Here is a 22746-nt window from a genome sequence, read left to right as displayed (position 1 = left end):
AGTTTCCTTTCGCGGGACTATTAGCAGGAAGCCGAGTCAAACCCGACAATAGCAACAGCGCTGGCCAAGACAAGCCGAAATGACGATCCTAGACTTCTTATCCCGTTGGCGGTACGTCGCCGGACATGATGACCTTTTGCTGTCCTTCATCCCACCGGAAGCCTGCGTCGGTTGTGCCTGAGCGGTTGGCATTGCCTTCACCTTCGCGCGGCCAGTGGTAGGTTACCGCGATCTCGGAATCACTCACGCGCTCAATAGTGGGGGCGAATCCATAGGGCTTTGCCGTTGCGGTGCCTAAGTATTCGCCGTGATTAAACAGCATGATGTGGAAAGGCGAAGAACTAGTTCCTCCCTCAATCATCAGGGTTTCCCACGATAGGGATGCGCAGGGGTCATAGCCGGAGGAATCGAAAAGCTCCCATCCGATGGTGCCCCACGGAGCGACTTGGGATATTCCCTCGGAAAATGCTGTTTGGGCATCAGCTGCGCCACACGACGAAGTGGTGTCGGCTTCCGGGCTCGGCTGCTCGTCATCCATCACGACGTTCGGGGGCACCGGCCGAGTAGTTTCTTCTTCCGTCGCAGCTGAGTCAGTGGGCGATTCTTTCGGCTTGGCATCGCTGCTTTCTTCTGTAGCGGACATTGTCGGCGACTCCACTGAAAACTCCTGTGCGGTTGTATCCGACGTTTCGTCATCGCAGGAAGCCAAGGAGAAACTAATGAGGGCGAGGCTTGTTGCAATGCCTATACGACTTATTCGTCCTAGGTGGGCAGATGATTTAGGCATAAGATATTGCTTTCACATTGAGGCGGTAGATGAAAGGTCAAAGGGGCGCACGCTGCGTTGTAGCGGGGTAGGGAGTCAACGCAGCAGAAGGGGAGTGACAGGGAATTGAGCGCGGAATCTGGGTTAGCAGGGGTCAGAGAAATCCGCGTCGTTATTGAGGGAACGGGCATTGCCGCCGTACTTGGCCTTAAGCTCGCATACTTTGTCCACGCTGTGGCCGGCTTCGTAGATGATGGCATAGATAGGGCCGCTTTCAGTGTGGCTGCGCAGGGAACTACATGCGCCGCCCCGGATGATCTTGGAGCCTGGGTACTTCTTGTGCACTCGGTAGGGCTCAGAAATCGGATCAGTTGCCGGCGGGATGATGACCGATTCCACGATGAGCACGTAGCTACCATCGCATTCGCCATACCAATAATCTTCGGGCGGAAATTCCTCCTCGGCGGTAATAGGCTTGTCGCGGACCTTGGGGGTTGGCGTTGCTTGAGAGTCGCAGAGTTGGAGCTGGTTGGTCAGCTCCCTCGGAGCGCCTGCCTTGTCCAACTTGCCCTTGTCGTAGCACTGATTGACGGAGTCTCCAGTCGTATTGTCTGACCGGTACAACTTCCACTCATTATCGGTCCAATAGAAAAGTCGGTAATTCGAGGAATTCTTTTGCGCGAGGTACTGCCAGGTGCCGTCGCAAAACAGCTGAAGCGTGCCACCAGGCGCGTCCATTTTGTTATTGGCTAGAGTTCCGCACTTCTCCTCTGTAGAGGGGCCAGTGCTAGCGCCCTTAGCTTGTGTAGTCTTAGCTTTCTTCTCAGGCGTGGATTCTTTCTCAGAAGTTGCCTCTTCGGTGGTTTCCTCGCTGCTGTTTTCTTGAGAATGAAAATTCGGTTCAGCGCTGCTCGATTCATCAGAATCTTTGTTTCCCGTTAGTGCCCAGGCACCACCGCCAATAAGCGCAATAATGGCGAGGGCGGCAACGACAATAATGGCGGTGCGCGTGCCTTTGCCCGAAGATTCTGCGTTGGTTTCAGTACCGGAGTCCTGCATAGGGGATGCAGGTCCGTTCGAATCTGAATATGGGGTTGAGTCAGATGAACCCCAAGAATTCTTGTCGTTCAAAGGGGAGGCTCCTTTGTGCGCTGTCCAGAAAGAGAAATGCGAAAGAAAGGGAATGATTAAGAATCATTCCGCGTCATACTATAGGCATAAGAGTTGCAAGAATTCTCTCGAATGAGACTATGAAAGGGGGTATTTGTAACGCGCTACTTTTCTTCGATGTAACTCGTAGGGATTAAGCACGTCATCAGCTGCGTGACCGAGAACCAACAGTGACGAAGTTGAGGAGTCCCAAAATCTCCTAGAAGGGCTTCTATCTGATGCCCTTTTCCGCGACAAGACTCCAATGAAGGACACCGGGTAAGACCAATGTCCGGCTTAATCCCAAGCATGACCAAGAATTAAATCCCCGATGAGGGGGAGAAAGGAGCCCTCGTGGGCCTGGACCGCAATCTCAACGCCGCGGAATTGCACGCGACCCGCAACCGGGTGAGCGTGTCCCCGGATCTCATCCGCCGCTTGGGCAGTGCCCTGGGGTATGACGCAATTGAGGCTTTTGGCTCAGAGGCGCATACAGAATTGAGCAAGGTCTTTGATTTGGGAGACATCATCGATTTGATGCTGCTTAGCCAGTTGCCGGAGATGGAAGTCGCGCCGGGAATGGAGCAGCAGGTAGAGGGGGACATCGCTAAGCAGCTGCTGCGGCGCATCAGCGCGGGTGATTATCTGACGCGCGAGCAGGTGCACGACCGCCTGCCGCGGGCGACGGTGATGCTGTACCGCATGGGACATCCGCGCCTATGGGCTTTTGCCGCCCGCCAGCGCCTGCCCCAGGACGCGGAAAGAGCCGTGCCGGATTCCTTCCACCGTGATATCACCGGCCCGTACACCACTCCGGAGGAAGCGTGGCTGGGCATGTACGTGGCCGATGCCACGCGGCTCGGGGAGCTAAAAACCCAGGTAGATGGTGCTGGGTTGGACGAAGACAGGCAGCAGCGCTTGCGTCTGGGCATGAGCTTGGCCGATACCTACCGCCAAGTCTGGAGCTCCGCGCGCGGCCATTGGCGCGTCAGCCCCCAGACGCGCTATATCGTGCCTTCGCGTTTTGGCTATTGCCCCTTTGTCTTCCGCGTGGCCGAGGGTGGGTGGCGCCGCGATTCCTTCGAGGGGAGCCACGATCGTTTCATGGCCACGGAGGGCTATTGGATCGACGTGGAGCGCGAACGGCTCATTCACCTCGGCGCGCCAGACCCGCACGATGCTTGGCTGCCTACGGCGCGGGTCGCGGCCGAGGCCCCGACGGAGGAAGACCTGGCCGTCGCCCGGGTTCTCAGCGGGAAAATCATTGCCCTTGGCGCCGGACAGAAAAACATTACGATTCGCCTGCGCCAGAAGAACCGCACATTGAACTTTGACTAGGGCGGGCAGGTATTCTCGCAGGCATGGAGAATCTCAACGGACGCACCCTTTTCGTCGCCGCTGTGGACGCGGAAGCCGCCCACATTCCGGAAGGCGAACCCCTGCTCATCACCGGAATCGGTACGGTTCCGGCGGCCATTGCGCTGACGGAAGCTCTTGCCGACGCCCGCGCGAACGGCGCCCTTCCCGATCGCGTGGTCAACATTGGCACGGCCGGCGCGCTTGTCGACGGCATGGCTGGCGTCTTCGAAGTGGACAAGGTCACCAAGCATGACTTCAAGCTAGAAGTGCTTACCGATATCAACCGCTACCTGCTGCCAGAGGCTATCGAGCTCGAGACCTCCGGCCGCCTGCCGGTGCGCGGACTGGCCACGGGCGACATGTTTGTCTCCGATACCGCCCTGCGCACCGAGCTGGCCAAGAAATCGCAGCTGTGCGACATGGAAGGCTATTCCATCGCCGCAGTATGCCAGCGCTTCGATGTGCCCTGCACCCTGCTTAAGCAGGTGTCCGATTCCGCCAATGAGGAATCCAAGGGCACGTGGGCCAACGTCCTTGACCGCGGTGCGCGCCAGCTCGCCTCGGCAGCTACGGACCTAGGCTTTCTGCGCTAGAACTTGATACCGAACTGCGCAGCCATCTTACGCAGCTGTGCTTCAGCCTGGCGGATCTGCGCTTCAAACTGTGCCTGCAGTTGAGCGATGGTCGGCAGGCCGAACTGCGAAGACAGCTGAGAAATCGGATCCTTGGCGCCAGCGCGCAGGCAGGCGTTCATATCATTGCGCTGAGTCTGCAGCTGACCGCGGAAAATCTTAATGCGGTCGATGCGGCGCTGCTCGTCAGGGGTTACGCCATTGCGCTGGTAGGCAGCGATCTGCTTATTGGACCAACCGATGAGATCGTCGTGCTTGCTAATGTTCCAGCGCATGTAATCATCACTGAGGAAATTCTTTTCCTGATCTTCGCCCCACTCGGTGGGCTGGCCGACCAGCTCCTCGGGAACTACGAATTCATCGTTCTCCGAAATTGCCCAGCAGCCGCCGTCCGCCCGCTCAAACGTAGCTGCTTGTGCGGCAGGGATAGCGATGGACGATGCTAAGAGAGTGGCGGCGAGAGCGCCTACAAATTGCTTACGCATGAATACTCCTTGATAGGAAATAGAATGAGAAATGGGCGTCTTCTTGGGCCCGTTAACAATGCTAATTTCACGGGAGGCGGCCGCAACTGCAAGCGGAGGAAATGTCTTGTGCGCAGCCCAATTGCACTCTTTTAGGGGTAAGTGTGTCGGGGAAAATAAAAACGCGCCGGGGGAGGGCCGGCGCGCTGCTAGTGGTGGCTGAGTCTTAGCTCAGCGGGCTCATGGACTGGTAGAGCTGCTCTACCTTGTCGCGTGGGGTCTGGGCGTGTTCGTAGGCGACGTCGCTGAAGTCTTCAGGATCGTCCTTGGAGCCGGTGATGATGTCTATATCGGAGGGCTCGACTTCGCCGGAGCGCAGCGCGGCCATCTCGGCGTGGTAGCGCACCACAACAGCGATGGTTGCGGCCACGGGGACGGCGAGGAAGGCGCCCACGATGCCGGCCAGGGTGGAGCCGACGGTCACGGAAAGCAGGACGATGGCGGCGTGCAGGCCCATGGCCTTGGACTGCAGCATCGGCTGGAGGACATTGCCTTCCACCTGCTGGACGATGATGATAAGTGCAAGCGCCAGCAGTGCGTTGGTCAGGCCATTGGAGACCAGCGCGATGATGATGGCGAGGGCACCGGCGGTGACCGCACCGATGATCGGGATGAAGCTGGCGAAGAACGTCACCACGGCGATGACGAGCGCGAGCGGAACTTGCAGCACCCACAGGCCAAGGCCAATGAGGACTGCGTCCACCATGGCCACGGCGGCCTGCGCCTGGATAAAGCCGGACAAGGTCTTCCAGATGCGGGCACCGAGTTCAGTGACGTGCCAGCCGGTGGAATTGCCGGTGTACTTGCGCAGCCACGGCAAGAACTTGTCGCCGTCTTTGATGATGAAGAAGGTGACAAAGAGCATGATCAGCGCGGCCACGACGATGGAGCTGGCCATCGAGAAACCAGAGATAACGCCGGTGGCGATGGTAGAGGCTTGGCCCTTGGCAAACTTGACCACGTCTTGCAGAACGGACTGTAGCTGGTCACTTTGGATATCGATGGGGGACTTTTCCACCATCTCCGTGATTTGGTTAATGCCATCTTCGGCTTGGTCAATGAGCGTTTGGCTCTGGCTGGTGACTACGGGGGCCATGGCGGCAAAGACGCCGCAGAAGATGATGATGAGGCCGAGCAAGGTGCTTACCGCCGCGAGCGAGCGCGGGAATCCCTTACTGCGCAGCCACGCGCTGATGGGGTAGAGCACCGTGGAGACGAGAATGGCGAGCAAGACCGGCAGCAGGCCTACCCAAATGAACTTGAGCAGGTAGCCGGCCAGCGCTAGGCCGGCGACGATAAGGATAAAGACCACCGAGACCTTGGCCATGGTGCGGAAGTCCTTGGCCAGTACGGCGGATTTATCGTCGCGCTCGGCAGGGTGCTCGCTGGCAGCCTCTGCACCAAGGTGCGCGTCATCATAAGCGACGAGGGTATGAGAATCTTCCTCGCCCGGCTTTTGGATTTGTGTTGCGTTGCCCTTTTCCTGCGCAGACGGGCGCTTGGCCTCGTCGCGGGAAGACGAATTATGTGACGTAGACATTGCCTACCACTATGCCACATAAAACTCGCAGCGCATATACGAAAAAGGAGGTAGCAGCCCACGGGCGGGGCGCTACCTCCCTTCAGTACCTTTAACGCGTCCTTTAACGCGTCCGCTGACGCGGCTGGGAATTACTCGTCGCGCAGGTTACCTACGTTGCGGATAATGCCGAAGCGGTGCATGGTAACCGAAACTGCCTGCTCAAGGAGGTAAGGCATGAGCTCACGGCGGCCGTCGGCAAGCACGGGCTGGTCCAGCACCACGGAGTTGGAGCGCACCGCGGCCTCGTAGATGGAATCCGGCACGGTGCCCAAGGCGCGCACGCGGGAAGAAGCGTCATTTGCCACGTCGGTAGCAAAAGCCTCGTCGGTGATGGCCTTGACGTCGAAGCCCAAGTCCTGCAGCTGGGTGGCAACCTCCGGGGTGGCGGAGATTTCCGTGGCGGTGCCGGTAATTGCGGCGGCCAGCACCTGACGAGCAACCTCGCGCAGTTCGTAGCCTTCGCCCACGCGCACGCGCAGCTTGGTCAGAAGCGGGCGGTAGCGGAAGATATTGGCCTCAGAGACCAGGCCGGTGCGGTCGTGGTTGCGGCCGAACTCCTCTTGCCAAGCCACCTGGTCCAGCTCAGCGGCGCGCCACAGCCAGGTGATGTCCTCCTCGGTGAGCTTGCCAGAGAGGTTATCACGCAGGCGGTGCAGCGCGGCGAGGCTTGCTGGGGCGATATCCACGTTGCGCGGCTTGAGCTCGCCATCGGCCCACTCACCCATCTGTGCCACGTAGTTCGGACCGCCAGCCTTGGCGCCCGGTCCCATGACGGACTTCTTCCAACCGCCGAAGGACTGGCGCTGGACAATCGCACCGGTGATGCCGCGGTTGACGTAGGCATTGCCCACCTCAACGTTGTCGATCCAGTACTCAATCTCGGCGTCGTCAAGCGAGTGAATGCCGCCAGTCAGGCCATAGCCGGTGTCGTTCTGCCAGGCAATAGCCTCCTCCAAGGTATCGGCGTACATGATGCCAAGGATGGGGCCGAAGCACTCGTTCTTGTGGTACCAGGAGCCTGGCTGCACATTATCGCGGATGCCCGGGGACCACAGGGTGCCTTCCTGGTTGAGCTTTTCCGGCTTGAGCAGCCACTTCTCACCCGGCTCGAGCTGGGTCAAACCGCGCAGGAGCTTCTCGCTCGGCTCTTCCGCTAGGCCGTTCATGGTGGTGGTGATATCGAAGCCCGGGCCTGGCTTAAGGGTCTTGACGGCATCTAGCAGCTGGGTGCGTAGGCGCTCGGACTTACCAGCCGCACCGACGAAGATAACCAGGGATGCCGCCGAGCACTTCTGGCCGGAGTGGCCAAAGGCAGAGTTGTAGAGGTCATCGATGGCCAGGTCTGGGTCGGCCGCAGGGGTGATGATGAGCGCGTTCTTGCCGGACGTCTCCGCCATAATGTTCATCTTCGGCTTCCAGGAACGGAAGAGCGCGCCGGTATCGGAGGCGCCGGTGAGGATGACATTGTCCACGTCATCGTGGGAGAGCAGTGCCTTGCCGGCCTCGGCTTCATCAGTAAGCACGAGCTGCACCAGATCCTGGTCCAAGCCCTGCGCCTCCAGAGCGGTGCGGAACGCTTCCACCACGAGCTTGCCGCAGTGAACCACCTGCGGTGCAGGCTTGACGATGACCGCCGAGCCGGCTGCTAAGGATGCCGCAATGCCACCGGTGGGGATGGCAATGGGGAAGTTCCACGGCGGGGTCACCACGGTGACGGTGTGCGGGGTGAACTCGGAGTAGGACTCTTCCAGTAGGCGTGCGGACTGGCCGTAGTAGGTGCAGAAGTCAATCGCCTCAGAGACCTCAGGGTCGGTCTGGGTAACAGTCTTATTGGCCTCATACGCAGCCACGGAGATGAACTTGCCACGCTGGGACGCAATCTGATCCGCCACGGCCTCCAGTGCGGCGGCGCGCTCGGCAGCTGGGCGCTTGCCCCACTCGGTGCCCAGCTCCTTAGCGCGAGCGATGTGACCTTCGACCGCGGCAGGGTCGGTAACCTCCGCGATGCCGTGCTCGCCCGGATTGCGCTTGAGTGCTTCCTGCGCCCACTGGCGGTTCGGCGCGAGCGCCGGGTCAGTATCTGCCTCGTTGGTAAAGCGGCCGGTGCGCGGTGCCTGGCGGCCGTTTTCCTCAAGGCGGTTCTGCGTGCGACGGGCACCAGCGAAGGTTTCCCAGCGCTTGGCGACGGCCCGACGGAACGTCTCTTCCTGGTCCGCCAACGGCTCCTCCCCCGGGGCGAAGAGAGCGTAGAGGAAGTTCTGCGGCGCGGAGTTCTCCTCTAGGCGGCGCACCAGGTAGGACACGGCGACGTCGAAGTCATCTGCGTGGACAACCGGGGTATAGAGGATTTGCCGGCCGTCAAAGACCTTGCGCACCGCTGCCTGCTGGGCAGGGGACATACCCTGCAGCATCTCCGAATCCAGCATGTGCAGCACGCCGCGCTTCTTGCCCAGCTCGTAGGCCATGGCCGCGGTGTATAGGTTGTGGGTTGCTACACCGATGCGGATACTGCCGGCGTACTCCTCGCGCAGGATGAAATCCAATAGGCGGTAGTAGTTAGCGTCCACGTCGAGCTTGTTGGTGTAGGTAGCCAGCGGCCAATCGTGGACCTCGCCCTGCACGTTTTCCATGGACAGGTTTGCGCCCTTCACGATGCGTACCTTGACCTTGCCGCCGCCCTTAGCCACGCGCTCCTTGGCAAAATCGGCGACATCCTTGAGCGCATCAAAGGTATCCGGCAGGTAAGCCTGGAGCACGATGCCGGCGTCCAGGGTGAGGAATTCCGGCTCGCTGAGCAGCTCCTTGAACAGGCGGATGGTTAGGTGGAGGTCGTGGTACTCCTCCATGTCCATGTTGATAAAGACCTTGTCGGTACGGTCGGCCGCAGCCTGGTACAGCGGGCGCAAGCGCTCCTTGAGGCGCTCTACCGAGCCATCGATATCCCAGTGGTTGAGCTGGGCCACCATGGAAGAAGCCTTAACCGATACGTAGGTCACGCGGGGGTTTTTGATGAGCTTGAGGGTGCGCTCCGCGCGGGACTTCGCCTCTTCCTCACCGAGCACAGCCTCACCCAGCAGGTTGAGGTTAAGCTGCTCACCGGATTCGGCGGCCTTGTCCAAGATCTTGTTGAGGGCATCAGACTCGGCGTCTAGAACTAGGTGGCCAACCATCTTGCGCATGTACAGGCGGGCCACCGGCATGACCAGGTTCGGCAGGATGGGGCCGAAGAAACCACCGGCGCCAACCAGCGCACCATTGATGCTGCCGAGGAACGACGGGTCATAGTGGGAAGAAATATCCTTCAGCGCGTGCGCGGCAACCTTGTCATCTTCTGGGCGCATGACGCGGTCGACGAAGTCCATGGTGAACTTCACGCCGTCTTCGTCGCGCAGCAGGTCCGCGAGCTGTTCGGTGGCCTTATCTTCTTCGTCCGCAGTGGACTTCAACCAGTCGTGTGCGCGGCTAATTGCTGCGGGCAGGACTGCTTCCACATCATCAGAGATGGGCAAGCGGGTATTAGCAGGAGAAGTCATATGGGTTCTACCTCTTCTTCAAACGGGTCACATCCCCATAGCCGCTAGCAGTATTCGTGCCGGACAGTGGGCTGCCAGGCGATACGGGCGGCTGGGACGTAAGCGGTGAGCTATGGGTTGCTGCAGGGGCAGCCGGGTGAGGAGCGAACACGCGGGTGCGCGCGACGCAATGTGAGGGTCGCAGGGATTCGGGGTGAAGTGCGATGTTCAGCGGGCCAGTATGCGGGCCGAGTGCGGACGGGAGGCCTATCGCTGCTGCGACGAACGCGCGCCAGGTTGGTGTTCAACACTCACCTGCTTTCTATGACGTGACTGTGTGGGGCTAGAGGAATACGCGAGCGCTATAGCGCTCTGACGTGCGGCAACCCTGCAGGTTCAGGTTCCAATTGTTGCCTGGGAAATACTATGAACTTTTGTGTTGCCGCAATTATAGGAAAGCGGTAAACGTGATGCTAGTCTCCTTTCAAAAACGGTAAGCGGGGGTAGAAAAACAAAAAATAAACCCCAGCATGTGGGGTTTAGAGGGGGTATTGACTCATCCGGGGGTAATCTACCCCCGAATTGTCCAACAATTAGGTTTTAAGAACCGTAGCCGGCCTTAAGCGCCTTCACTGCCAGCTCGAGGCGGGACTTGGCATGGAATTCACTGAGCAGGGTGGACACATACTTCTTCACCGTGCCCGGTGCATAATGCGTGCTCTTGGCAATCTCTTCGTTGGACTTGCCCTGGCAGACCAAGTCCAGGACCTGCTCTAGCGCAGGGGAGATGTGGTGATTGTCCTTGATCTTCGCGGTTGCGGCAGCCGCATTGGCGCCTGCTCCCTCGGCGTTCCAATCAGGAAGCTGCTCAAACAAACGGGTAAGCGACTGCGGGGTGACTACCGTGCCACCGCGCACGGCCTCGCGTACGGTATCCAAAATGTAGACCGGCTTGGAGCTTTTCAAAATATAGGCCGCGGCCTTGTTGGACATGACCTCTTTGAGGGTCTCGTCATTGTCCATCGCGGTCATCGCAACAAAGACCGGTGGATCTTCCAGCTTGTTGACCTCACGCAAGAGGGTAGTGCCATCCATCTCGGGCATATGGATGTCCGCGACAATGACGTCAAAGTCCTGCTCTTGCAATAGCTCGAGGGCGACCTTGCCATTTTCTGCGGTGGCGCGCACCTCCATGTCCTCAGCCGAGGCGAAGTAGCGCCCCAGGGCTTCAAGAACAAGTGGGTCGTCATCGACGACCAAGAGGGATATTTTTATTTCGGGCACCATGGAGATGGGCAACCGAAGACCAGATCGACTGGCGACTGATACTCAGTAGTCGGTGAGAGATCGCCTGGGGCTAGTCCTCCCAGAAGGGAGGAGGACAACAAAAATGGAGCGAGAAAGCTAGCAAGTGCGGCCTGCATATGCGGGATCCTTTAATAAAGTCTGTTTTAGTCAGAAACAAGCGATAGCTTAGTGCACGCCCTTTAGGTTTGCTAGGCGACGTGTCGAAACTAACTAGCCTTTTGGGCGGAGGGCGGGAGCGACAGGGTAAGTTCCCACTGATTGCGCTCAAGCTTCGTATCGACGCGTGCGTCAATTGTTGCAGCAATTCGTGACATCGAGGCCATGCCGATACCCGAAGACATGTCAGCATTGGTGCTCGTGGGCTTCGATACTGGATTGCTAATCGTTATAACGGTCCATCCGAGGTGAGGCCGCACCGAAATCATAATTTCTGCTCCTGGTGGGGAATACTTCACTGCATTCAGGCAGGCTTCGGTAGTGATGGCAGCGATGGAATCCAGCGTCTCCGGAGGGAAATGCGGCGCGAAATCTTCGGCGCCTACGTCCATAATTGGCTTCCGATTGAGTTTGGAGAGTCGAGATTCTTCCTGAGAAAGAAGCTGGGCAAAACTATCAGGCTTCGTGGTGGAGCCAAAGCTCATTCCGTCGTTAATGCCCTCGATATTGTTCCGTAGAACCTTAGTTAGCGCACGCACTTCCGACATGGAAGAGCGCATGGAATCGCTAAGCTCATCTAAGCGTTTAGTGAGCTCCGGATCTTTGGAATATTCGAGGCTTAAAGCCTCCAGCTGCATTGTGTTGACAGTAAGGCTCGAAACCACGGAGTTGTGCAGAGTTTCGGCGAGGTCTGACTGTCTTCGTTGGACGTCGGCGTTCCACTCGACCATGGCTGTTTTGTATCGCTGTGCAGAATGGGCGAAAGTGGCTCCAATAACTGCACCGACGCTAATGAACATTGCCCAAGCAAAAGCGGCCGCAGGATTAACGCTGATCCTCGCACTGCTGGGATCGATAAGACCAGCAGCCCAAAAGACGGCGCCTACTGCAAAAGTCTGCCAATTTTTCCCGTGGTAAGCGATGACGGCGATGAAGATTGGAGTTAAGAAGATGTAGCAGAGGTAAGGAGTGCCTGCAGCGAATGTAGAGCTCATCCACACCGTCACAAAAAGCACAGACATCACGAGCGGGTGACGGAATGCCAATGTCGTAATGACAGTCAGTATTACGCCAAAGATGGCGGCAGATAGCTGGCGTTCAGTGGGCGTGAAGAATGCGCCAAGTAATGTCAGCGCCACGCAAATCACCGCAGTTAAAGCGGCTGTTCGCTGCAGGGTCATGGCTGCGCGGATGCGTTGGTGAAGGGGCGGCTGTGAAGGTTTCGACACGGTGCGGTCCACGCTTCCTGGATGCTAAGGCTCAATGGGTTTTATCTCCCTAGTGTAGGTACAGCGAACGTGAAACAGCGATTGAAAACAGCGAAACCCCCGCACCTTCGTGCGCGGTTCCTTGTGGTGGGTTCCGAGCGGAGGAAGAAGGTGAAGGGGTTTAGCTGGTCTTCATGAAGGAGTACAGAAGGCTAATTACTTAGCTTCTGCAGCAGCCTCTGCGTCATCCTTGGAGGACAGGCCCTCGAATACGGAGGACAGGCCCTCGGAGTCGGTGTTGGACTCGGAGGAAGCCTCGATGAGGCCCTTGATGCCCTTGATGAGTGCCTCGAAGTCGATGGCGGAGCTGAGGTCTGCGAGGGAATCGAACATATACATTCCTTTCGGATCGGCGGAGTAAAACTACAATCTCTCTCTGGGGTAGCAGCTCTTAACTGCTGTGATTCCTAGTATGCGGTAGCGGGGGCGGGCTGCCAATCCTCTTTTGGATCCTTTCTGAGGTGACTTTTGGATCCTCTTAAGGTTATGTAAGGAGCTCCGTTTGGGTATGGGGCTGTGTTGAGCGAAGGGGATAATTGTGTGGAGGGTGAGGGGGTGGGCGTCGGCAAGAGCTGCGCTGAGCTGCACAAAAGGAAAGTTTAGAAGAAAAGTTGAGTCGCGGGGAATAACTTTTGTAGGCTACCTGTTGTAGAGATTGAGTGACACGGACTCAAGGTTGTGTGACCGGACGTAGAAGTTCTGTTACAGTAGCGCTCGGGCGCAACGAGAAGTTGAGTCACTGACAGTCAACTTTATTAATTACCCCAAGATAAAAGGAGAAGAAATCATGGGACGCGCAGTAGGTATTGACCTGGGTACGACGAACTCTGTCGTTTCCGTACTGGAGGGTGGCGAGTCCACTGTTATCGCTAACTCTGAGGGTTCCCGCACCACGCCTTCCGTCGTTGCTTTTGCAAAGAACGGCGAAATCCTGGTCGGTCAGTCCGCTAAGAACCAGGCGGTAACCAATGTTGACCGCACCATTCGCTCCGTCAAGCGCCACATCGGCACCGACTGGAAGATCAACATTGATGATAAGGATTACACCTCCCAGGAGATTTCCGCTCGCACGCTGATGAAGCTGAAGCGCGACGCAGAGGCTTACCTCGGTGAGGATGTTACTGACGCCGTTATTACCGTTCCTGCATACTTCGAGGACGCACAGCGCCAGGCCACCAAGGAAGCTGGCCAGATTGCAGGCCTGAACGTGCTCCGTATCGTTAACGAGCCAACCGCAGCTGCTTTGGCTTATGGCCTGGAAAAGGGCGAGCAGGAGCAGACCATCCTGGTATTCGACCTGGGTGGCGGCACCTTCGACGTCTCCTTGCTGGAAATCGGCGATGGCGTCGTTGAGGTTATGGCCACCGCCGGCGATAACGAGCTGGGTGGCGATGACTGGGATCAGCGCATCGTCGACTGGCTGGTAGACCGCTTTAAGACCTCCCAGGGCGTTGACCTGACCAAGGATAAGCGCGCCGTGCAGCGTCTGCGCGAGGCTGCAGAGAAGGCCAAGATTGAGCTGTCCTCCTCCCAGCAGGCCAACATTAACCTGCCGTACATCACCGTTGACTCCGACAAGAACCCGCTGTTCTTGGATGAGACCCTGACCCGCACTGAGTTCCAGAAGATCACCCAGGATCTGCTGGACCGCACCAAGGCTCCGTTCAACCAGGTCATCAAGGACGCTGACCTTTCCGTCGGCGATATCGACCACGTTGTTCTCGTTGGCGGTTCCACCCGTATGCCAGCCGTATCTGACCTGGTTAAGGAACTGACCGGCAAGGATGCCAACAAGGGCGTTAACCCGGACGAGGTTGTTGCAGTCGGCGCTGCCCTGCAGGCAGGCGTGCTGCGCGGCGAGGTTAAGGACGTGCTGCTTCTCGACGTCACCCCGCTGTCCCTCGGCATTGAGACCAAGGGTGGCGTGATGACCAAGCTCATCGAGCGCAACACCACCATCCCGACCAAGAAGTCCGAGACCTTCACCACCGCGGAAGACAACCAGCCTTCCGTACAGATTCAGGTCTTCCAGGGCGAGCGCGAGATGGCTACCGCCAACAAGCTGCTCGGCTCCTTCGAGCTCGGCGGTATTGCTCCGGCACCGCGCGGTGTTCCGCAGATTGAGGTCACCTTCGATATCGATGCCAACGGCATCGTCCACGTGACCGCAAAGGACAAGGGCACCGGCAAGGAAAACACCATCAAGATTCAGGATGGTTCCGGCCTGTCCCAGGAAGAAATCGACCGCATGGTCAAGGATGCTGAGCAGCACGCCGAAGAGGATAAGAAGCGCCGCGAGGAGCAGGAGCTGCGCAATAACGCAGAGTCCACCTCCTACCAGACCCGCAAGTTCTTGGATGACAACGCTGACAAGGTATCCGAGGATGTTAAGACCAAGGTCACCGAGGCTGCTGACGCCGTTGATGAGGCTCTAAAGGGCGATGACCTCGAGGCCATCAAGTCCGCAGTGGAGAAGCTGTCCACCGAATCCCAGGAGATGGGCAAGCAGATCTACGAGGCACAGGCTGCTGAGGCAGGCGCTGAGGGCGCTGCCGATGCAGGCGCTGCGCAGGGTGACCCGAACGTCGTCGACGCTGAGGTCGTTGACGAGGACGAGAACAAGGATGGCAACAAGTAATGACTCAGGACAGCGGAATGCCGCACAACCCAGGCGACCCGGAAAACACGGATCCGGAGGCTACCTCGGCTGACCGCGCTGAGGCTGCTGCCGAGCAGGCCGAGGAGGCCCAGGCTGCGCAGGAAGCGCAGGCTGACGCCACCGAAGAAGCCGAGCTGGATCCCACCCTCGATGCTGACCTCGAAGAAGCGCTGGCAGATGTCAACGCTGATGAGGTAGAAGCCGAAGCAGCGGGTGAGGAGCCCGCAGGCACCGGCGCCAGCGATGTGGAAGCACAGTTGGCAGAACGCACGGAAGACCTGCAGCGTCTGAATGCGGAATACACCAACTACCGCCGCCGCACCGAGCGCGACCGCCAGGCCGTAATCGAGACCGCCAAGGCCAAGGTCATCGCAGATATGCTGCCTGTCCTTGATGACCTGGAACTGGCTCGTGAACACGGCGACTTGGAAGGCCCGCTCAAGGCATTTGCGGATAAGTTCTACAGCACGCTGGAAAAGCACGACCTCGCTGCCTTTGGTGAGGAAGGCGATGCCTTCGACCCTGAGGTCCACGAAGCCGTGCAGGACTTGTCCTCCGGCGATGAGCAGGTGCTTGGTACCGTGCTGCGGAAGGGCTACCGCGTAGGCGACAGGCTCGTGCGCAATGCCATGGTCATCATCGCGGACCCCAGCGATGAGTCCGGCAGCTCGGAAGATTCCGAGTAAATAACATAAAGGGCGCCCTGGGAATTGATAAGTGACCTTCCCGCGGCGCCCTTTTACTTAACTTGTATCGATTCTCTTTGAAAGGAGGAGATGCCCAGTGAGCGCTAAACCCGAATGGGCAGACAAAGATTACTATGCGGATCTGGGGGTCTCCTCGTCCGCAGACCAGAACGAGATTAAGCGTGCTTACCGCAAGCTAGCGCGCGAAAATCACCCCGATACCCACCCGGACGACCCCGCGGCAGCGGAACGGTTCAAGAAGGTTGCGGAAGCCTACGACGTGCTTTCCGACGCCACCGAGCGCAAGGAATACGACCAGTTCAAGGCCATGCTCCGCAATGGAGGCGGCTTTGGACGGATGGGAGGCGCCGGATTTCCCGGCGGGTTTCGATCCACGCGCATGGGTGGACAAGGTGCGCAAGAATTCGACCTCTCGGACCTCTTCGGAGGATCCGCTGGAGGATCGGCTCAAGGCGGCGGTGTTGGGGATATCTTCGGTAGCGTTTTCAACCGCGGCGGTAGTGCTGGCCACTCAGCTAAACCGTCGCGGGGGGCCGACGTCGAAACGGAAATAACCCTCGACTTCCGCGAGGCCGCTAAGGGAACCACCATTCCCCTGGCACTCAGCGGCAATGCGCCGTGCACCACGTGCCACGGCTCGGGTTCCGCTTCCGGCAAGACCTCTACTTGTGGCACCTGCAGTGGTACCGGTTTTACCTCGGAGAACCGCGGCGCTTTCGGTTTCTCTGCCCCGTGTCAGGACTGCGATGGTACCGGCCGCCGCATCACGGATCCGTGCAAGGATTGCCACGGCACCGGCACGGTTCACCGCACCCGCAATATCACCGTGCGCATCCCCGCCGGCGTCATCGATGGGCAAAAGGTCCGCCTCGCCGGTCAGGGCGAAGCAGGTCCCAACGGCACTCCCGCCGGTGACCTCTTCGTAGCGGTGACTGTAAAGCCGGACAAGGTCTTTACTCGCGAGGGTGATGACCTCCATGTCACCGTTCCGGTTTCCTTCACGGAGCTGGCCTTGGGCGATACCATCGCGGTTCCTACTTTGGATAACCCGGTGCGTGTGAAGATCCCCGCTGGAACGCCGGATGGACGCACGCTGCGGGTGCGCGGAAGGGGCATCGCCAAGCGCGGTGGCAACTCCGGTGATCTGCTGGTTACCGTGCAGGTTACCGTGCCCACCAAGCTCGATGCCGCTGCCTCTAGCGCCCTGCGCACCTATGCTCAGGCGGAAAAGGACTCCGGTTTCAACCCGCGTGCGGGTTGGGCCGGCGCCGAGAATGCTTAAGGCAGGAGGTGTGTTAAGAAATGAGCACTGGAAAGGCAGAAGATTCCGGCACCGCGGTTTACGTCATCTCCGTAGCTGCAGAACTATCCGGAATGCACGCCCAAACCCTGCGCACCTATGACCGCATGGGCTTGGTCTCCCCGGCCCGCACTCGTGGCGGTGGCCGCCGCTACTCCGACCGGGACATCGAGCTGCTGCGCAAGATTCAGGCGCTGTCCCAAGACGATGGCGTCAACCTTGCCGGCATCAAGTCCATCATCGAGTTGACCGAAGAACGCGATCGACTCGAGGCGGAGCGCGACGCTTTAGCTGAAGAGGTCCGGGCCCTGCGCGAGCAGGCCGCAGGACGCCGCCCGCGGCGCAGCGGTGAGCTTGTCCATGTACCACGGTCCACCTCCGTGGTGATGTGGAGCCCGCGCACCGCGCGTGAGCGCAAGCGCGCCCGCGGCCGTGGATACGGCCAAGACTAACTCTCGCTCTGCAGACGAGTACACCCAACCCCGCAACCAGCTTCCCCGCTGGCTGCGGGGTTTTCTTCTACTCGCGTACTCGCGGCGCCATGTGAATTTTTGCAAAGGGGGTAACCGTAATCAGTGCGCATTGCAAAGTTTAGAGTTAGGATGACTAGCAAGCAGGTGACGCACAACACATACATAGGAAATAGTGTGGTACAACACCTTCACCTGTAATTTTCTCTAGGAAAGGACACGCACCATGACCCTGTATGCAGCCCCCGGAACCGAAGGCTCCATCGTTGACTACCGCGAACGCTATGACAACTACATCGGCGGCCAATGGGTGGCGCCCGTCGATGGTGAATACATGGACAACATCAGTCCGGTAAACGGCGAGGTATTTTGCCAGGTAGCTCGCGGCAAAGAAGCCGATATCAACTTGGCTATTGATGCCGCGGAAAAGGCCTTCGAAACCTTCGGTAAAACCACCCCGGCCGAGCGTGCGTTGCTCCTGCACCGCATTGCGGACCGCATCGAGGAAAACCTGGAAAAGATTGCGGTCGCGGAAACTTGGGAGAACGGCAAGGCCGTACGTGAAACTCTGGCCGCTGATATTCCGCTGGCCGTGGATCACTTCCGCTACTTTGCTGGCGCCATCCGCGCCCAGGAGGGCCGTCTGTCCCAGCTCAACCAGGACACCGTGGCCTATCACTACCATGAGCCGCTCGGCGTCGTAGGCCAGATTATCCCGTGGAATTTCCCGTTGCTCATGGCCGCCTGGAAGATTGCGCCAGCACTGGCTGCTGGAAACTGCATTGTCATGAAGCCGGCTGAGCAAACCCCAGCATCCATCCTGTTGCTCATCGATATCATCGGTGATCTTCTTCCTGCCGGCGTGCTCAATATCGTCAATGGCCTAGGTGATGAAGCCGGTGCGGCACTATCCGGTTCTGACCGCATTGCCAAAATCGCCTTCACCGGCTCTACCCCGGTGGGCAAGATCATCAACAAGGCTGCCGCTGACAAGGTCATCCCCGTCACCTTGGAGCTGGGTGGTAAATCCCCGTCCATCTTCTTCAAAGACATCATGGATGAAGACGATTCCTACTTGGAAAAGTGCGTGGAGGGCTTTGTCATGTTTGCCCTTAACCAAGGCGAGGTCTGCACGTGCCCATCTCGCGCACTGGTGCACGAAGAGATTGCAGATAAGTTCTTGGAACTGGCCGTTGAGCGCGTCAAGAAGATTAAGATTGGTCACCCGCTCGATACGGAGACCATGATGGGCGCGCAGGCCTCCCAGGAGCAGATGGACAAGATTAAGCAGTACCTGGAGATTGGTCCACAAGAAGGTGCGGAGACTCTTGTTGGCGGCCACGTGAACAAGGTGGAAGGCCTAGAAAAGGGCTACTACATCGAGCCCACCGTGTTTAAGGGAAATAACGACATGCGCATCTTCCAGGAAGAGATTTTTGGCCCGGTGCTCTCCGTAGCTACGTTCAAGGACTATGACGAGGCGATCGAAATCGCTAACGCCACCAACTTCGGCCTTGGGGCCGGCGTGTGGTCGCGCAGCCAAAACATCTGCTACCGCGCAGGCCGCGATATCCAGGCCGGCCGCGTGTGGGTCAATCACTACCACGACTACCCAGCGCACAGCGCCTTTGGCGGCTACAAGGAATCTGGCCTTGGCCGTGAGAACCACTTGATGATGCTGGGCCACTACCAGGAGACTAAGAATATGTTGGTCTCCTATTCGGATCAGCCGGCTGGTCTCTTCTAAAGGCCGTTCCCTTCGGACTAGTTCGCGCGTGCCACTTGGCCTAGGCCGCGCAAGAACCGTGGGTCCTCCCAATAGGAGCCATGATCGCCAGGGAGGCCATCCGCGCCGGGAAGGGGAGTGGCGCCAAAGGCATCAATGGTGGGATCGGGGCCATGGATGCCGCCGTTAGGCCCCGTCGTAATAGCGATGGGGTCGTTGGCGTTTGTGGCCGCCCAGATGCGGCCATGCAGTTCTGAGGCGTGGCCAGCGCCCGTGCCGGGACTGCCGACGAGCACTACGTCCTCAGCAATCCTTTCTTGCTTTGCGGCGTGCCCGGTGACGACAGAACCATAGGAATATCCCACTACGGTGCGCTTGGCCTGCGGATAGCGTCTACCGAGCGAGCGCTGAAACCGGGCGAGTTCTTGACTGGCAGTGCGCGCGGGAGTGGCGTGAACCGCACGGGGCAGGGAGGATGGCGCCTGGTAGCCTAACCACACCACCGCCGGCCCGCCGCTGGCCTTGGCTAGATTGCGGCCGCGGTCCACCGCGCGCTGCCAGGTTTCTGGATCGGAAGAGTGAACACCTTCCACAAAGGTGGTAAGCGATGCCGGCGTAGTCCGGAAGCCGCCGGGGTCCACCATGGCTACGAGCCGTCCGTCGCTAGTTTCTAGGACTCGCATATCTGGGTTCTGCGCGGCTAGCTGAGATACGTGTTCGCTGGCGTGGGCAAGATTTATCTCGTGGACGGTATCTACTGGAAGATCGGAGAAGTCTTCCAAGCGAACGGGTGGAGCCACCCCGGCAGGCGTACATAGGGCATCGATTTCTTGGGCGCACAACCAATCGAGGGAATCGCCCAGCGCCCGCACCTGATTCAACAACAGCCCAGCCGTGCTGGCAGCTACCCCGCTGCGCTCATCCACCTGGCCGAGGAATGCGATGATGCGGTCCTCGAGTTCCTCGCGGCGGGCCTGCAGGCTGGCGTGGAGTTCAAGGGTGGTGGCAACCTGCTCCATCTGGTGCAGCGGCTGGGCCAGCCAGTCGGTGTAGCCTGCCAAACTGGTGCGGGCGGCGTCACCAGCGGGGCCTCCCAGTGATAGGCTACGCCAATCCTGGTGTGCATCTAAAAATCGAAAGCGCAGTTCAGCGCGTTCGCTGTGCAACGTACTGGCGCCATTTCTTAAGGTCACGGATAGGGTCATCGTGCATCTCCCAATGCCTGGCCCAGGCGGGAATCCACTCCGGCGGCAGTTCCTAGGAAGGCCGCAATGGAGCGCAGTTGCTCGGCCGTGGCGTCTTCCGTTGCGGCCACGGCGCTGGACCAAGTGGCACGGGCTCGCTCTAGTGCGGCCGCGGTGCGGCAGGCGGTATCGAGCGCGGCCGTCGGCGGTGGCAGCGGAGGACGCGCCATGAGGGAGCGGACGTAATCGGGCAGGTGCGTGGGAATTTCTACATAACTCATGCCCCTAAGCCTGATGGACTACACAACGCCGCGCTAGGGGTAAAGGCGCAGCCTGTGGATAACTCCGCCCTGCTTCATTATTTTGGGAGGTATGAAGGTAGCAGCAGTGCAGTTAACATCCACCGGAAATATCACCGAAAACCAGGAACTGGCGCTTGCCAAGATCCGTGAGGCGGCCGGAAACGGGGCGCGGTTAATCGTGCTTCCGGAGGCCACGGCGCAGAATTTCCGCTCCGGGCGCCTTGATGAGCAGGCACAGACGCTCGAAGGCCCGTTCGCCACGGCTATCCAAGCGCTCGCAGAGGAGCTCGAGGTCACCGTCGTGGCCGGCATGTTCTGCCCAGCCGATACCGTGGAGCGCGAGGGCAAGACCATTAATCGCGTGACCAATACGGCGCTCATTGCAGGTCCTGGCGTACTGGGTGGCTACGACAAGATTCATACCTATGATGCCTTTGACTACCGCGAATCGGATACGGTCTTGGCCGGTGAATCGCTGGTGGCCTTCGACGTGGATGACCTTATTGTGGGCGTAGCCACCTGCTATGACATTCGTTTCCCGGAGCAGTTTAAGGAGCTGGCCAGCCAGGGCGCGCAGCTCATTGTTGTGCCCACGAGCTGGGCGGATGGCCCCGGAAAGCTGGAGCAGTGGCGCCTGCTCACGGCCGCGCGTGCCTTGGATTCCACCAGCTATATCCTCGCGGCCGGCCAATCGCGCCCGGGTGGTGACGCTGAGGCGGGCAATCCTTCCGGACCAACGGGCATTGGCCATTCCACCATCGTTGATCCGAATGGCGTGCGCATGGCCGAGGCCGACTACGAAGATGACATCCTCTATGCCGACATCGATCCGAATGAGGTAGCGAAAACCCGCCGCGCCCTGCCGGTTGTGGCCACTGCGGACTAGGTCAGCGCCGCGTAGTCTTCCGGCTGCCAGCGCCCGTCGCGGCCCCAGCTAAGGACGTCGATCTGCTGCTTGCCGACGCCCCTTTGAACCAACCTTTCCGCGCCTTCCATAACCTCTTCAGCCGGCCCGACGAGTAGGAAGCGCGGGGGAGTGCCTGTGGATAACTCCACCTCGTTGACTACTACATCGGTCGGTTCCCCGGAGACTACGTAGTCAGCGCCGGCGGCTAATTCGCGGGCATTGAGCAACCACGGGTCTTTTTCTTCCCGCACGATGCGGCGCACTGGGACGCCGAGGGCTGCCAGGTTCTGCTGGAAGTAGGTGTCATAGTGGGCGCCGGGGCTGCCCGCCACGGCAAAGAGGCGCGGTACTCGGCTGCGGTCTTTATCGTCAAGCGCGGCGAGCACCGCGCAGCGAGCCGTGGCCCAGCCGGTGCCGTAGGCGATGATGACCAGTTCTCCTGCGTCCGCGTTCTGGAGGCTAATGCCGCCGGCGGGCTGGCCCAGGGTCCACCAGTCTCCGGGCTGCGCGTGCGCGAGGGACCGGGACGCCTCGCCCGCGGTGGAGACGTGAAAGACCACCTGGCCGGTTCCGTCGCTAGGCTGCGCAGGAGTGAGCATCCGCCATTGCCCGGGCAAGTACTGCGTGGTCACCGGAAAGTGCTGCCCTGGTTGATAGGGCACAGCCAGGCCAGCCTCCACGCGGATGATGGACGTCTCGCGGGTGGGGTGATCCACCGCCACCACTTGCGCCGAATGCGCCGGTGCTTCGCCGGCGGCGTCGGACTCCCGTGCGGCGTCAGCCATCGTGGCGCATATTTGGTGGATGACGTCGCAGGCAAAGTTGTATTGATACTGCGTCAGCGCCAAAACCCGCAGGCCCGCTACGAGGGCATCGTCGAAGCGGGAATAGATTTCGGCCGGAAACCCATGCCGGCGGTGATCGCGGGCGAGCTGGGTGAGTTTTGCGGAGACGTCGGCAAGCAGGGGCTCCCTAGGCTCCGTATGCTCAATCACCCACGCCAGCGCAGGCACCATCGAGGTATGGGTATCGCGCATCGACAGGGCAAAAATCTGGCGGGATTCAGGCACCGCGTTAAAGAAATGCTCGTGCACCGCATCGCGGTACTCGTCTGCGTAATTTCGAAAATGCTCGCCCAATTCCCACATGTTTGACCATCCTAATAGTCAGCGCCCAACCGGGGGTCGAGCTACCTACTGAAAGCTGTAGCGGGGGTGAAAATGGGATCCTATGTT

At 59.4% G+C, this 22746-nt stretch carries 19 protein-coding genes; 8 read left to right on the top strand and 11 right to left on the bottom strand.

The features are described from left to right. Positions 1-97 precede the first annotated feature (97 nt). Together CORTU0001_RS09430 and CORTU0001_RS09425 are read right to left on the bottom strand one after the other, a co-directional pair. Positions 98-643: an LppP/LprE family lipoprotein gene (locus tag CORTU0001_RS09430; RefSeq protein ID WP_005329363.1), complete on the bottom strand. Its 546-nt coding sequence runs from the start codon at positions 641-643 to the stop codon at positions 98-100. 267 nt (positions 644-910) lie between these two features. Further along, a complete protein-coding gene (locus CORTU0001_RS09425; protein WP_157749125.1) occupies positions 911-1897 on the bottom strand; it encodes a flagellar basal body-associated FliL family protein in 987 nt (328 codons plus the stop codon). Positions 1898-2269: 372 nt separating this feature from the next. Between CORTU0001_RS09425 and CORTU0001_RS09420 the strand changes: the two genes are divergently transcribed. Both CORTU0001_RS09420 and CORTU0001_RS09415 read left to right on the top strand, forming a co-directional pair. After that, positions 2270-3253, top strand: a complete 984-nt coding sequence (locus CORTU0001_RS09420; RefSeq protein WP_005329360.1) for a hypothetical protein — start codon at positions 2270-2272, stop codon at positions 3251-3253. A gap of 23 nt (positions 3254-3276) precedes the next feature. Next, positions 3277-3867 (top strand): nucleosidase, encoded by a 591-nt coding sequence (locus CORTU0001_RS09415; protein WP_005329359.1) that lies wholly within the window; start codon positions 3277-3279, stop codon positions 3865-3867. On the opposite strand, the gene CORTU0001_RS09410 is transcribed toward CORTU0001_RS09415, so the two are convergent. The 6 genes from CORTU0001_RS09410 to CORTU0001_RS11825 all read right to left on the bottom strand — a co-directional run bounded on the left by CORTU0001_RS09410 (position 3864) and on the right by CORTU0001_RS11825 (position 12589). After that, positions 3864-4391: a hypothetical protein gene (locus CORTU0001_RS09410; RefSeq protein ID WP_005329357.1), complete on the bottom strand. Its 528-nt coding sequence runs from the start codon at positions 4389-4391 to the stop codon at positions 3864-3866. The two genes, CORTU0001_RS09415 and CORTU0001_RS09410, sit on opposite strands and share 4 nt — an antisense overlap. A gap of 205 nt (positions 4392-4596) precedes the next feature. Then, a complete protein-coding gene (locus tag CORTU0001_RS09405; RefSeq protein ID WP_005329355.1) occupies positions 4597-5970 on the bottom strand; it encodes an AI-2E family transporter in 1374 nt (457 codons plus the stop codon). A gap of 131 nt (positions 5971-6101) precedes the next feature. Further along, complete coding sequence (locus CORTU0001_RS09400) at positions 6102-9545, bottom strand: bifunctional proline dehydrogenase/L-glutamate gamma-semialdehyde dehydrogenase (RefSeq protein WP_005329353.1); 3444 nt, start codon at positions 9543-9545, stop codon at positions 6102-6104. Positions 9546-10124: 579 nt separating this feature from the next. After that, a complete protein-coding gene (locus CORTU0001_RS09395) occupies positions 10125-10784 on the bottom strand; it encodes a response regulator transcription factor (protein WP_244262111.1) in 660 nt (219 codons plus the stop codon). Between the two features lie 254 nt (positions 10785-11038). Next, entirely contained in the window at positions 11039-12229 is a 1191-nt protein-coding gene (locus CORTU0001_RS09390; protein ID WP_005329348.1) for a histidine kinase, read from the bottom strand. A 183-nt stretch (positions 12230-12412) separates the two neighbouring features. Next, entirely contained in the window at positions 12413-12589 is a 177-nt protein-coding gene (locus CORTU0001_RS11825; RefSeq protein WP_005329347.1) for a hypothetical protein, read from the bottom strand. A 454-nt stretch (positions 12590-13043) separates the two neighbouring features. On the opposite strand from CORTU0001_RS11825, the gene dnaK reads away from it, so the two are divergent. The 5 genes from dnaK to exaC all read left to right on the top strand — a co-directional run bounded on the left by dnaK (position 13044) and on the right by exaC (position 19139). Further along, entirely contained in the window at positions 13044-14894 is a 1851-nt protein-coding gene (gene dnaK / locus CORTU0001_RS09385) for a molecular chaperone DnaK (RefSeq protein ID WP_005325523.1), read from the top strand. Beyond that, positions 14894-15601 (top strand): nucleotide exchange factor GrpE, encoded by a 708-nt coding sequence (grpE, locus tag CORTU0001_RS09380; protein ID WP_005329345.1) that lies wholly within the window; start codon positions 14894-14896, stop codon positions 15599-15601. The genes dnaK and grpE overlap by 1 nt, the downstream gene beginning before the upstream one ends. 97 nt (positions 15602-15698) lie before the next feature. Continuing rightward, positions 15699-16904 (top strand): molecular chaperone DnaJ, encoded by a 1206-nt coding sequence (gene dnaJ / locus CORTU0001_RS09375; RefSeq protein WP_005329343.1) that lies wholly within the window; start codon positions 15699-15701, stop codon positions 16902-16904. 20 nt (positions 16905-16924) lie between these two features. After that, positions 16925-17374 carry a heat shock protein transcriptional repressor HspR gene (locus tag CORTU0001_RS09370; RefSeq protein WP_005329342.1) on the top strand — a complete coding sequence of 150 codons (450 nt, stop codon included), beginning with the start codon at positions 16925-16927 and terminating at the stop codon, positions 17372-17374. A 244-nt stretch (positions 17375-17618) separates the two neighbouring features. Continuing rightward, entirely contained in the window at positions 17619-19139 is a 1521-nt protein-coding gene (exaC, locus tag CORTU0001_RS09365) for an acetaldehyde dehydrogenase ExaC (RefSeq protein ID WP_005329341.1), read from the top strand. 17 nt (positions 19140-19156) lie between these two features. On the opposite strand, the gene CORTU0001_RS09360 is transcribed toward exaC, so the two are convergent. Together CORTU0001_RS09360 and CORTU0001_RS09355 are read right to left on the bottom strand one after the other, a co-directional pair. Continuing rightward, positions 19157-20323: an alpha/beta hydrolase gene (locus CORTU0001_RS09360; RefSeq protein ID WP_005329340.1), complete on the bottom strand. Its 1167-nt coding sequence runs from the start codon at positions 20321-20323 to the stop codon at positions 19157-19159. Next, positions 20320-20583 carry a hypothetical protein gene (locus CORTU0001_RS09355; protein WP_005325530.1) on the bottom strand — a complete coding sequence of 88 codons (264 nt, stop codon included), beginning with the start codon at positions 20581-20583 and terminating at the stop codon, positions 20320-20322. The genes CORTU0001_RS09360 and CORTU0001_RS09355 overlap by 4 nt, the downstream gene beginning before the upstream one ends. 91 nt (positions 20584-20674) lie before the next feature. On the opposite strand from CORTU0001_RS09355, the gene CORTU0001_RS09350 reads away from it, so the two are divergent. Further along, the gene (locus CORTU0001_RS09350; protein ID WP_005329339.1) at positions 20675-21490 is read left to right on the top strand and encodes a carbon-nitrogen hydrolase family protein; all 816 of its coding nucleotides are present in this window, start codon (positions 20675-20677) and stop codon (positions 21488-21490) included. On the opposite strand, the gene CORTU0001_RS09345 is transcribed toward CORTU0001_RS09350, so the two are convergent. Further along, on the bottom strand, positions 21487-22659 hold the full coding sequence (locus CORTU0001_RS09345) for a flavohemoprotein (RefSeq protein ID WP_005329338.1): 1173 nt from the start codon (positions 22657-22659) through the stop codon (positions 21487-21489). The genes CORTU0001_RS09350 and CORTU0001_RS09345 overlap by 4 nt on opposite strands. Positions 22660-22746: the final 87 nt, after the last annotated feature.

The sequence above is a fragment of the Corynebacterium tuberculostearicum SK141 genome (assembly GCF_000175635.1).
Taxonomy (GTDB): domain Bacteria; phylum Actinomycetota; class Actinomycetes; order Mycobacteriales; family Mycobacteriaceae; genus Corynebacterium; species Corynebacterium tuberculostearicum_C.
This window is presented reverse-complemented; position numbering and strand designations above follow the sequence as displayed.